The organism is Devosia nitrariae (genome assembly GCF_030160115.1).
Lineage (GTDB): Bacteria > Pseudomonadota > Alphaproteobacteria > Rhizobiales > Devosiaceae > Devosia > Devosia nitrariae.
Window position 1 is genome coordinate 172,216 of sequence record NZ_BSNS01000009.1, and the last position, 12,181, is coordinate 184,396.

General features: G+C 64.4%; 11 protein-coding genes. 10 read left to right on the plus strand and 1 reads right to left on the minus strand.

Translation table 11 applies throughout. The features are described from left to right. Positions 1 to 193: 193 nt before the first annotated feature. The 10 genes from QQK18_RS10330 (at position 194) to QQK18_RS10375 (ending at position 11,601) form a co-directional block, all read left to right on the plus strand. A complete protein-coding gene (locus QQK18_RS10330) occupies positions 194 to 1,249 on the plus strand; it encodes a LacI family DNA-binding transcriptional regulator (RefSeq protein WP_284340252.1) in 1,056 nt (351 codons plus the stop codon). Positions 1,250 to 1,251: 2 nt separating this feature from the next. Further along, entirely contained in the window at positions 1,252 to 2,217 is a 966-nt protein-coding gene (locus QQK18_RS10335; protein WP_284340253.1) for an ABC transporter permease, read from the plus strand. Beyond that, the gene (locus tag QQK18_RS10340; RefSeq protein WP_284340254.1) at positions 2,217 to 3,119 is read left to right on the plus strand and encodes a carbohydrate ABC transporter permease; all 903 of its coding nucleotides are present in this window, start codon (positions 2,217 to 2,219) and stop codon (positions 3,117 to 3,119) included. The genes QQK18_RS10335 and QQK18_RS10340 overlap by 1 nt, the downstream gene beginning before the upstream one ends. 44 nt (positions 3,120 to 3,163) lie before the next feature. After that, positions 3,164 to 4,582: an extracellular solute-binding protein gene (locus QQK18_RS10345; protein WP_284340255.1), complete on the plus strand. Its 1,419-nt coding sequence runs from the start codon at positions 3,164 to 3,166 to the stop codon at positions 4,580 to 4,582. 173 nt (positions 4,583 to 4,755) lie between these two features. Then, the gene (locus QQK18_RS10350) at positions 4,756 to 5,949 is read left to right on the plus strand and encodes an ADP-ribosylglycohydrolase family protein (RefSeq protein WP_284340256.1); all 1,194 of its coding nucleotides are present in this window, start codon (positions 4,756 to 4,758) and stop codon (positions 5,947 to 5,949) included. Between the two features lie 24 nt (positions 5,950 to 5,973). Then, the gene (locus tag QQK18_RS10355) at positions 5,974 to 8,070 is read left to right on the plus strand and encodes an ADP-ribosylglycohydrolase family protein (protein ID WP_284340257.1); all 2,097 of its coding nucleotides are present in this window, start codon (positions 5,974 to 5,976) and stop codon (positions 8,068 to 8,070) included. 36 nt (positions 8,071 to 8,106) lie between these two features. Beyond that, entirely contained in the window at positions 8,107 to 9,168 is a 1,062-nt protein-coding gene (locus QQK18_RS10360; protein ID WP_284340258.1) for an ABC transporter ATP-binding protein, read from the plus strand. A 2-nt stretch (positions 9,169 to 9,170) separates the two neighbouring features. After that, positions 9,171 to 10,385, plus strand: a complete 1,215-nt coding sequence (locus QQK18_RS10365; RefSeq protein ID WP_284340300.1) for a CaiB/BaiF CoA transferase family protein — start codon at positions 9,171 to 9,173, stop codon at positions 10,383 to 10,385. After that, positions 10,382 to 11,206, plus strand: coding sequence for an HpcH/HpaI aldolase/citrate lyase family protein (locus QQK18_RS10370; RefSeq protein ID WP_284340259.1), 825 nt, complete (start codon positions 10,382 to 10,384; stop codon positions 11,204 to 11,206). The genes QQK18_RS10365 and QQK18_RS10370 overlap by 4 nt, the downstream gene beginning before the upstream one ends. Before the next feature lie 158 nt (positions 11,207 to 11,364). After that, positions 11,365 to 11,601 carry a DUF6894 family protein gene (locus QQK18_RS10375; RefSeq protein ID WP_284340260.1) on the plus strand — a complete coding sequence of 79 codons (237 nt, stop codon included), beginning with the start codon at positions 11,365 to 11,367 and terminating at the stop codon, positions 11,599 to 11,601. Between the two features lie 34 nt (positions 11,602 to 11,635). Here the strand turns inward: QQK18_RS10375 and QQK18_RS10380 are convergent, their stop codons facing one another. Continuing rightward, complete coding sequence (locus QQK18_RS10380; RefSeq protein ID WP_284340261.1) at positions 11,636 to 12,040, minus strand: hypothetical protein; 405 nt, start codon at positions 12,038 to 12,040, stop codon at positions 11,636 to 11,638. Positions 12,041 to 12,181: the final 141 nt, after the last annotated feature.

Sequence of the window (12,181 nt, forward strand, 5' to 3'; positions counted from 1 at the left end):
AGCGTCGAACCGCATATCAAGTGTTTCAGGCGATCTGCGTTACATTTGTTACATGCGCGTGACATATGTGCAAGCATGTGCCCGAACCGCAAGATCGCCCAGGGCCTCCGGTCTTGACATGATCCACATTACTGGTAACGTTCCCACAGCGCTCACCGTGCCGAAGAGCATCGCAGCGTCATGGGAAGAGGATATGACCAAGCGCGGCAATCGCCGGCCTACCATCATCGATGTCGCTGCCAAGGCCGGTGTCTCCAAGAGCACGGCGGCGCGCGCGCTTGCCGGCGCGGCCAACATCAACCCGGAAACGCGCGAGCGCGTCCTGCGGGCGGCGCGGCTGGCTGGCTACGAGCGCAACCACCTGGCCGTCGGCATGCGGTCCGGACGCAGCGGGCTGCTGGGTCTCGTCATCCCTGACATCGCCAACCCGTTCTGGGCCGAGGTCGCCCGTGGCGCCCAGGACCGTGCCGCCGAAAACGACATATCGTTGCTGGTCTTTTCTTCGGACTGGGATCCGGCCAAGGAAGCAACGCACCTGCGCGCCTTGCGCCGCGCCCGCGTCGACGGCGCGATTATCAATCCCGTATCCGACAGTTTTGACGACCTCGATCGCTTCGGCCTTCCCTTCGTCCTCATCGGATCGAGCGCCGAACGTTTCCCCGAGACCTCGAGCGTGGGTTCCGACATTGCCCAGGCCGTGCGGCTCGGCCTCGATCATCTGGCGGCCAAGGGCCACGCGGCGCCAAGTCTCATCCTTGGGCCCAAATCGCGTCTCGCGCGGGCCCGCTTCCTGCGCTCGGTTCACCAGCACTGCATCGAGCGGGATATCGATCCGGCGATCCTCGCCATCGAGGACGGCGAATATACCGTCGAGGGCGGGCGCCTCGCCATGCAGCGGCTCCTTTCCCGAGCGCATGTGGGGCATGTTGCCGTATTTGCGGCCAACGACATGATGGCGATCGGCGCCTTGATGGCCGTGCGCGAGGCGGGCCTCTCATGCCCTGACGACGTTTCCATCCTCGGGTTCGACGGCATTCCGGCCGGCGCCTTCACCACGCCGGGTCTTACCACGATCGCCAAGCCCGGTCGCGAAATGGGCATTCGCGCGGTCGAGGGTTTATTCGACGAAATCGAAGGGCGGTCGGAACATGGCCGCATTTACCTGCCGTGCCGCCTGATCGAGCGAGCTTCGCTCGCCGATCTTTCGGCCTCGGCGCCCCAGCGCAAAGCCGGGGCGGGGAGAGGATAGTCATGGTCGCAGGAGACGAGCAGCGGTTCGATGCCGCGCTTGATGATGGGAACGTTCCCATTGACTCGCGTTGGGACGCCTTCGTGCGCGGCCTGCGCAGATGGTGGCCCTATTACGTGATGATGGCGCCGGGCATCTTCTTCTTCGTCGTCTTCCATTACCTGCCCATCTGGGAAGCCAAGATCGCCTTCGAGCAGGTGCGCATCATCCCGCCCAACATCTGGGTCGGCTGGAAGCATTTCGAGACGCTGTTTACCTCGCCCGTCTTCTGGCAGGTAATGGCCAACACCCTCATCATCTCGGGCATGAAGATAGCCTTCGTCTTCCCGGTGCCCATCCTCGTGGCGCTGCTTCTCAACGAAATCCGCTCCGGCCCCTTGCGCAAGTTCATCCAGTCGGCGATCTACCTGCCGCACTTCCTTTCCTGGGTGGTGATCGCCGGCATCTTCATCGCCGCGCTTTCGCCCTCGGGCGGCGTCGTCAACCAGATCACCGGCTTCTTCGGGCTCGCACCGCGCTCCTATATGACCGATACCGGCGCCATCCGCTGGGTGCTGGTCTATTCGGAAATGTGGCGCTCGGGCGGATGGGACAGCCTTCTCTATCTCGCCGCCATCATCGCCATCGATCAGCAGCTCTACGACGCTGCCGAGATGGACGGTGCGAACCGCTGGCAGAAGATATGGTACGTCACCATTCCCGGCATCGTGCCGACGATCGCCACGCTCTTCATCCTCAACGCCGGCATGTTCCTGTCGGCCGACCTCAACCAGGTCATCAATCTCTCCAACGACGTCGTGCGCTCGACCATCGATATCGTCGACACCTACGTCTACCGCATCGGCTTGCAGACCGGCGAATACTCGCTGGCCACCGCCGCCGGGCTGTTCAAGGCCGTGCTCGGCATGCTGCTGATTGTCGTCGCCCACAACGTCTCCAAGCGCCTGACCGGCAAGGGGGTCTGGTGATGGCATCCCGCAACGACCGCCGCACCCCGCTCGAGCGCACCGAATACGCCATTATCGTCTCGGCCATGCTGCTGATGGTGGTGGTGACCGTCCAGCCGATCCTCAACCTTGCCGCAATCTCGCTCTCCGATCCCGCCCGCGTACCGAGAATGAGTGGGCTCTCCATCTGGCCGGATGGTTTTTCGCTCGATGTGTGGACGCTGCTCCTCAACCATCCGAACGTGCGCCAGGGGGTAATGAACTCGATCCTCATCACCGGTGCCGGCACGTTGATCAACGTCACCTTCACCGCGCTCATGGCCTGGGGCCTGTCCCGGCCCGGCCTTCCCGGAAGACGGTTCCTCTTCGTGATGGTGCTGATCACCATCGTCTTCGAGCCCGGCATCATTCCGGACTATTTCATCAACAAGCGTCTGGGCCTGCTCGACACCTACTGGTCGGTGATCCTCTACAAAGCCGTCAACGCCTGGTACCTGATCATCCTCATCCGCTTCTTCGAGGAAATCCCCAAGGAACTGCTCGAAGCCAGCGAACTCGACGGCGCCAATGCCTTCCAGGTGTTCTGGCACGTGGTGCTGCCGCTCGCCCGGCCAGCGCTTGCCACCATTACCCTCTTCTACCTCGTCTTCCACTGGAACGAGTTCTTCCGGGCCATGATCTACCTGACCGATCAGAGCAAATGGCCGCTGCAGGTGGTGCTGCGCCAGTTCGTCATCGGCGGCGACAAGCTGTCGATGGTGGGCGTTCAGGCGATGAACCAGTTCACCGGCGCCAGCCAGCTTTCGATCCGGGCGCTCAATGCCGGGATGATCATCCTGACTATCCTGCCGATCCTCATCATCTATCCCCTGATCCTCAAATTCTTCACCAAGGGCACCATGTCCGGCGCCCTCAAGGGATGAACCCCCAGACCTGCCAACGAGCACCAATCACGGAGGAGACAACAATGCTCGCCAAAACACTTCTGGCAACGACGGCCGCCCTGGCCCTCAGCCTTGGCCTAGCCGCAACGGCGTCGGCGCAGCCCACGACGGTCCGCATCGTTTCCAAGGACCTGTTGACCACCAATCCCGAGGATGTCGCCCATATCGAGCGCATCGAGCAGGCGCTCGCCGAACGTGGCACCGAGGTTGATATCGAGATCGTCGACCTGCCCTCCTCGGGCTATGCCGATGCGCTCGGCGTCATGCTCCTTTCGGGCGACATTCCCGATCTCATCTACTTCCAGGGCGGCGACGCCAAGATGGTCGAGCAGGGCATCCTGGAAGACTGGCGCCCGTGGATCGAGCAGACGGAATATCTGAAAGACGGGCTCTACGCGCACAACGTCGCCCGCCTCGAGAACTACCCGTACCTGCTCTATCCTTATCCGGTGCGCATTCCCCAGCCGGTGATCCGCAGGGAATGGCTGGAGCAATCCGGGCTCGAGGCCCCGCAGAGCGTCGATGAGTACGTCGCGCTCTTTACCGCCATCCGCGATGGCGATTTCGACGGCAACGGCCAGGACGACACCTACGGCATCACCTCCGCCGACAATACCAACGAGCTCGACGCCATCTTCAACCAGGCCTTCGGCGTCACCTCGACCTGGATGAAGAACGAGGCCGGCGAGTGGGTGCATTCTCGCGTGACCCCGCAGGAGCGCGACAAGCTCGCCTTCTATGCATCGCTGCGCGAGGAAGGGCTCTACGATCCCGAATACATCACCACCAAGTGGGACATCAAAGAGGACAAGTTCTACACCGGTCGCGCCGGCGTCATCCTCGGCTCCTCAATGGAGGTGATCGACATCTATGGCGGCAAGCTCCGCCAGGTCGAGCCCGAGGCCGAACTGGTGCTGCTTGCTCCTCCCGAGGGTCCGGGCGGCCGCGGACTTGCCGCCGTCGACGTCTCCAAGGAAAGCCGCGGCTTTGCCATGTCGGTGCTTTCCGAGAACAAGGAGGCGGTCGTTGCCATCCTCGATTTCCTCGCCAGCCCCGAGGGCCAGATGATGGACCGCATGGGCTTCGAGGGTGAACACTACACCCGCAGTGGCGACACCATCGAGGTGACCGACAAGATCTCCACCTGGTACGCCCGCTTCATGGCGACCGCCAACTGGGAGGCCCCGGTTGTCTGGCAGTCGGAAGCGGCAGTCGCCTCGCTCGACCAATTGGCCGAGTACTATACGCCCGACAACGCCTTCGTCTTCCCGGCCGAATACGCCGCCGATCTCGACGCCACCGAGAACGTCTACCGCTCGTGGGTGTACAAGTTCATTTCCGGCGAGGCCGGCATGGACCAGTGGGACCGGTATGTTTCCGAATGGGAAGCCGCTGGTGGCGCCAGGCTCAACGAGTACGCCCGCGGCGTCCTCGATGAGTGAGGTCTATGCCTTAAGAACCCCCTCCCTTGCCCTCCCCACAAGGGGGAGGGTGGGACCCCGTGCTCTTGGCACGATCGAGCCCCACGCTCCGAACGGCACCTCCCCCCATGTGGGGGAGGTTGGGCGGGGGGTGTCTCGAACCTCTAAGCGCCACAACCAGGAACCCCCGACCCATGCCTAGCTCCTTTCGTGGCCGCGTCCGCGCTCTCGTCCATGGCATCGCCTTCGGCGACGCCCTGGGCGCGCCGGTCGAGAAGCTTTCGGCCGCCGATATCCGCGCGCGCTATGGCCGGGTGACCTCACTCGAGACGACCTGGCACAAGATGAGCCTGCCGGAAGCTGCCCGAAACGGGCGCATCCGCGGCAACGGCATCGTCACCGACGATACGCTGATGACGCTGGCATTGATGGACGTCTACGGGTCCGTGCGCCGTCACCTCGATGCCTGGGACATGGCGGACGGCATGGTGCGCCAGATCGTCTGGACGCCGCGATGGATACCGGAACTGCAGCGTGAGACGATGCTGGTCGAGCGCCTGTTCTATCCCGAGAAATGGATCTTCCAGCGCCACCAGCTCGCCAGCTGCGATCCGCGCCAGGGCGGCATCGGCAACATGGTCAATTGCGGTGCGGCCATGTACATCGCCCCCGTCGGCGTGGTGAACGCCTGCGATCCCAAGGCCGCCTATGACGAGGCCATCGCCTTCGCCTCCGGTCATCAGGAAAGCTACGGGCTCGAGGCCGCCGGCGCCATGGCCGCCGCGGTTGCCGCGGCCTTCGTTCCAGGCACGAGCATCGAGCGCATTGTCGACACCGTCATCGACCTCGCCAAGGACGGCACACGTCTGGCTATTGCCGACATCGCCGAGCGCGCCCGCAAGATGCGGCGCATCGGCGCCGATCACGCGGCGGTCTGCGACGCCTTCCATTCCGTCATCACCCGCTATTCGTCGATCGGGGACGACGTCAATCATCTGCCCGAAAAGGCCGGGCGGCTGACAGATGCCTATCGACCCTCCCGCCTCGCCAGCATCGAAGAACTCCCGCTTGCCCTCGGCTTCTGCCTCTTCAACGACGGCGATTTCCGCTCCGCGATCGAGGACGGCATCAATTCCGGTCGCGACACCGATTCCATCGGCGTCATGGCCGGCGCTGTTCTCGGCGCGCTGCATGGCGAGGCGGTTGTCGACGCTGCCGACCGGGCAACGCTCGACGGCGCCAACAGCATGGACCTTGCGGCGCTCGCCGACGGCTTCTGCGACACCGCCCTCGCCATCCTTGCCGACGACCGTGCCGCTGCCGAGCAGCGCGAAGTTGCTCGGGCCGCGCTTTTCGGAGAAGCCGGCCTCGCCCAAGCCATTGCCTGACCATTTTCTTCCGAAAGATCCTAGATGCTCTCCCCCACTCAAATCCTCGAAAAGATCTATTCAGGCTTCATCGGCAAGGCCATCGGTGTACGTCTTGGCGCCCCGGTGGAGCCGACCATCTGGAGCTACGAGCGCATCCGCGACACCTATGGCGAGGTGACCGCGTACCTGCGCGACTTCAAGAACTTTGCCGCCGACGACGACACCAATGGCCCCGTCTATTTCATCCGCGCGCTGCGCGACTACGGGCTCAATGCCACCGCCGCCGACGTCGGCAAGACCTGGCTCAACTATGCCGCGGAAGAACACGGCATGTACTGGTGGGGTGGTTACGGCGTCTCGACCGAGCACACTGCCTACCGCAACCTGCGCGCCGGTATCCCAGCGCCGCTATCCGGATCCATCGCCACCAACGGCACCACCGTTGCCGAACAGATCGGCGGACAGATCTTCATCGACAGCTGGGGCTGGGTGAATCCGGGCAATCCGGAAAAGGCCGCGCAGATGTCGGCAATGGCCGCCAGCGTTGCCCATGACGGCGAGGGGCTCAACGGCGCCCGCTTCTGCGCCGCCGCCATCGCTGCCGCCTTTGTGGGGAGGAGCATCGAGGAGGTCATCGCGGCAGGCCTTGCCACCATTGCGACCGAAAGCCTCTATGCCCGCGTCGCCAACGCCGTCATTGCCTTCCACAAGGCCAATCCCGACGACTGGCGCGCCTGCCGCGATATGCTGAACGCCGAATGGGGCTATGACCGCTATCCCGGCGTCTGTCACATCGTCCCCAATGCCGGCGTCACGATAATGGCGCTCATCTATGGGCGGGGCGACCTGCAGCGCACCGTCGAGATCGCCACCATGGCCGGCTGGGACACCGACTGCAACGCCGGCAATGCCGGCGCCATCGTCGGCACCCTGCAGGGCCTGCAGCCGGGCTGGGACAAGTACCGCAAGCCCATCAACGATTTCCTCATTGCCTCCGGCATTGTCGGCTCCATCAACATCGTCGACATCCCGAGTTTTGCGCGCGAGCTGACAGTGCTCGCACTCGATCTTGCCGGACGCGAAGCGCCCGCACTCTGGCGCGAGGACATGACCCGGCGCGGGTTGCGCTTCGACTTCGACTTGCCCGGATCGACGCACGGCTTCCGCACCGAAGGCTTCAACCAGATCAGCCTCAAGGCCTCGAACGAGCGTCACATCGAGGCGTCGCGTGGCAGCCTCGAAATCCTCCTCGACCGGCTGGAGCGCGGGCAGGGTGGACGCGCATTCTGGAAGCCGTTCTATCGACGCACCGATTTCGACGACGAGCGTTACCGCCCGATGTTCTCGCCGGTCATAGATGCCGGCCAGAAGGTTTCCTTCAAGCTCTGGCTCGACCCGTGGAACGGCGACGGCAATCTGCGCATCGCCCCTTATGTGCGCCGCACCATGAGCGGGGTCGTCGAGGAGACCGGCGCCTGGCACGTGCCCTCGAGCGAGGGGTGGCAGGAGGTGAGCTTCGTTGTGCCGGAAGGTGACGAGGCCATCGACGAGGTCGGCATCGCCATCGAATATTTCGGCCGCCTCAAATTCCTCGGCCGGCTGTTCCTTACCGACTTCCGCGTCGAGGGCGCGGGCCGTGCGCGCATCGATCCCAGCGTTGAAATGCAGGAATGGGGCGCGATCTCGCGCTTTACCTGGAACCGGGGCCACTGGACGCTCGGGGATGGCCGTATCCACGGCCATACCGCTGCCGACGCCGATATGTGGACCGGTCACTATTACGCCTGCGACCTGACCGTCACCGCCGACATCCGGCGCCTCGCCGGTGCTTCGCAGCTGGTGACCGCGCGGGTGCAGGGTACCGGACGGTTCTATGCCGCCGGGTTCGATGGGGATGACGTGGTAATCCTCAAGGAGGACTTCGGCACGACCGAGCTCGCCCGCGCGCCCTTCGCACCCGAACCAGGACGCAGCTACCAGTTCGGCTTTACCGTCGAAGGCGACAGGCTCGCCTTCTCCATCGACGGCCAATCGCTGCTCGAAGCCCGCGACGGCGCCTATGCTTACGGCATGGTGGGCCTGCGTATGGCCGGGCCGGGACGGATGAGCGTCGGCACCATCGAGATCGTCGAAAGCTGACGGCGGCAGCGGGCATCGTCCCGCGAGGAGGAGACTATGGCAGAGATCGCCCTCAAACATGTCGGCAAGACCTACGGCAACTTGCCGGTGCTGTCGGACATCAGTCTCGATATGGAGGACGGCGAATTCGTCGTCCTCGTCGGCCCGTCGGGCTGCGGCAAATCCACCCTTTTGCGCATGATCGCCGGGCTCGAGGACATCACCGCCGGGCAGATCACCATAGGCGGCAAGGTGGTCAACAACATGCCCGCCAAGGAACGGGACCTCGCGATGGTCTTCCAGTCCTATGCGCTCTATCCGCACATGAAGGTCGCCGACAACATGAGCTTTGCCTTGAAGCTTGCCGGCGCGCCGAAAGCCGAGGTCCGCCAGCGCGTCGCCGACGCGGCCCGCATTCTCGGGCTCGAGAACCTGCTTGATCGGCTGCCGCGTGAGCTCTCCGGCGGTCAGCGCCAGCGCGTCGCCATGGGCCGCGCGATCGTCAGGAATCCGCGCGCTTTCCTCTTCGACGAGCCGCTCTCCAATCTCGATGCGAAGCTGCGCGTCAAGATGCGCGCCGAGATCAAGGCGCTCCACCAGCGTCTCGGCAAGACGACGGTCTTCGTCACCCATGACCAGACCGAAGCCATGACCATGGCCGACAAGATCGTGGTCCTCAACGGCGGCAATATCGAGCAGTCCGGTCCCCCGCTCGAGCTCTATGCCAATCCGAGGAACCTGTTCGTTGCCGGCTTCATCGGCTCGCCGGAGATGAACCTGATGCCGGCCGTGGTGGGTGAAGCCGGCGCCGATGTGCGGCTCGCCGACGGGACAGCGCTTCCGATCGGCCAACCGCTCGACCGCGCACCGGGCAGCGAGATCGTCTACGGCATTCGCCCTCAGCACATTGGGCTTGCCGAAACGGGGGTTCCGGCCGAGATCGTCGTCGTCGAGCCGACCGGCGAGGCGCAAGAGGTTCTGGCCCGCATCGGCATCCAGGATATTTCCGTCGTCGTCAGGGACCATGCGCCATTGCATCCGGGCGAGACCATTCGCCTCGCCATCGATCCCGCCCGTGTCCTCATCTTCGACAAGGCAAGTGGATTGAGGCTGCAGTGACGATGGGCGAAGTCCGGCATTTCGACCCACACGCGCAGGGGCCACTCGCGGGCATTCGGGTCCTCGATCTCTCCCGTCTGATGGCCGGCAACATGCTCTCGCTCCAGCTCGGCGATTTCGGTGCAGACGTCGTCAAGGTCGAGCCGCCGGCGGGTGACCCGCTGCGCGATTGGAAGGACGATGGCCACTCGCTCTTCTGGAAGACCTATGGCCGCAACAAGCGATCCATCACCCTGGACCTGCGCCGGAAGCCCGCCATGGACGCCCTCTGGCGTCTGATCGAAGGCGCCGATGTCCTCATCGAGAACTACCGACCCGGAACGCTGGAAAAGATGGGGCTCGCTCCCGAGGCGCTGCTCGCCGCCAATCCCAATCTGATCGTCGTGCGCATCTCCGGCTTCGGCCAGACCGGCCCTTACGCGCTCCTGCCAGGGTTCGGCACCATCGTCGAAGCCATGAGCGGCTTTGCCGACCGCACGGGCTTCCCGGACCGCGAACCGGTGCTGCCGCCCCTGGCGCTCGCCGACATGATCGCCGGCATCTACGGGGCCTCGGCAACGATGACGGCGCTCTTTGCCCGTGAGCGTGGGGTGAGCAAAGGCCAGGTCATCGATCTCTCGCTGCTGGAACCGATGTTCTCGGTGCTGGGGCCGGAGGTCGCAATCTTCACCCGCACCGGCAAGGTCAAGCAGCGCGCCGGCAGCGCCTCCAACACCGCCTCGCCACGCAACGTCTACCGCTGCGCCGACGGCAAGTATCTGGCCCTGTCGGGCTCAACCCCGGCGGTCGCAAAGAGGATCTTCGAGATCATCGGTCGCCCGGAGATGAACACCGATCCGCGTTTTGCCACCAACTCCGATCGCGTAAGGCACCGCTCCCTCGTCGATGAGGCGGTCGGCGGCTGGTTTGCCGAGCGCGAAAGCGGCGAGGCGCTGCGGCTCATGCGGGAGGCCGGCGCGACGGTCGGGCCGATCTACAATATCGCCGACATCATGGACGATCCGCACTACCGCGAGCGCGAGATCATCGTCGAAGCCGAGGACCCCGAGTTCGGCGCGCTCGCCATGCACAACATCGTGCCGCGCCTTTCCGGCACGCCCGGTGTCTGGCGGCGGCCGGCGCCTGCCCAGGGCGAGCATGGGCGCGAGATTCTGGCCGAGGCGGGGTTCGATGCCGATGAGATAGACGCCGTTCTCGCGGCTGGAGCGGAACCATGATCCGCTCGCTGCTCTATATCCCGGCGAGCTCCGAGCGCTTCATCGCCAAGGCCCATGAGCGCGGCGCCGACGCCATCATCCTCGACCTCGAGGACAGTGTGGCGGAGCCCGACAAGGACAAGGCGCGCGCAGGCCTTGCCGATGCAATTCCCTTGGCACGCCAGCGTGGTGCCCGAATTTTCGTGCGCGTCAACCACGATCCCGAGCGCGTTACCGACGACGTCGAGGCAGCCGTGCGTGCCGGCGCCGACGGCCTGATGCTGCCCAAGACCGAGAGCGCCGACGACCTTGCCCGGCTTGCCGCACTTCTGGAACCGTTGGAGGCCGCAATCGCCCGGCTGCCGTTCTCCGTCATCGGCCTCATCGAGTCGCCCGCCGCCGTGCTCGATGCGCGCGCCATCGCCCGGGGTCCGCGCCTGATGGCTCTCGCCGTCGGCGGCGAGGATCTGGCACTCGCCATGGGTGCCGGACCGACCTCGGAGGTTTTGCGCTTTCCCAAGCTGCTCGTCCATTACGCCGCCAAGGCGGAGGGGCTGATGTCCATAGGCCTCTTACGCACCGTCGCCGACTATTCCGACCACGCCGCCATCCGCGCCGCGGGACGGGAGGCCCGCGACTTCGGCTTCGACGGCGCGACCTGCGTGCACCCGGCGGTGGTGCCGCTCCTCAACGAGGCGTTCACGGCAAGCGAGACGGATCTTGCCTGGGCGCGGCGGGTGGTCGAGGCCGCTGGAGGACAGCCGGGTGCCTTCGCACTCGACGGGCAGATGATCGACGCGCCGGTCCTTGCACGGGCGCGGCGGTTGCTGGAAGAAAAGTAGTTGGAGCGCCCTTTCCCCCCTCCCTGGCCCTTGGCGAGTTGGAGGCAGCGGCAGGCGTAGCGCCGACGAGAAGATAGATTTTTAACTATGTTGTTCGGATTTCAGCAACGAAGGTGCCTGGCGATGGATTAGGACGCTGCTTAGAGGAGTCCAGGTCCATGCCGCGCTACTTCTTCGATGTTGAGAACAGGCATGCTGTTCGGGATTATGTCGGACAGGAGCTGGCAAGCCTGCACGCTGCAAAGGCAGAGGCCGACCGGGCGCTTAGCGAAGCGGTGAAAGACGACTTCTCCTATGAGGCTCGGCGAGACATGGCGATCAACGTCCGGGATGAAGCCAGCGTGGTTGTCCTCCGGGTGTTTCTCTCATATTCAGCGACGCCGCCCCTATCCTAGTCTAAGAGCCGCCAGCAAAGTGCCCGTACGCGCCTCAACCCGGCGGTGAAGGCACCGGCGTCCTAGCCTCCCATGCCTTCAGCATTTCTTGCGTCTCCTCGGCGGTGTTTACGGGACCGCCCGACCAAAACGAGCCGGTGCACTCATCCGGCGGCGCCGGTTCGGCAACGCCGATCCCGTCCCAGTTGAGAATATCGGTTCCGTGCCCGCCACTCATGGCGATGGTCTCGCCGACATAGACGGCTTTCCCGTTGAAGCCGTCGATGAGCCGGATGCGGCCGTCGTCGGTGCGTTCGACTGTAGTGTCATGGTGCCAAATGACGACGGAATCGCCGTGTCGCAGACAATTGTTTTCGTCGATCCGAAGCTCGCCAACGGCTAACGCATTTAAAGAAGCATCTGCAGGCGTGGCAGCTCTGGCAAAATGCGGGAGAGGCATCTCCTCCTCCGCATGGGCCGGCAAGATCGCCAGCGCTGCCGCATATACCGCCAGGTGATATCGCCGCCTCATGTTGCCTCCAGCTGCCGCCGGGACACCATCATCAGCGAATGCGGCGCAAACGAGGCTTGGCGACGGTGG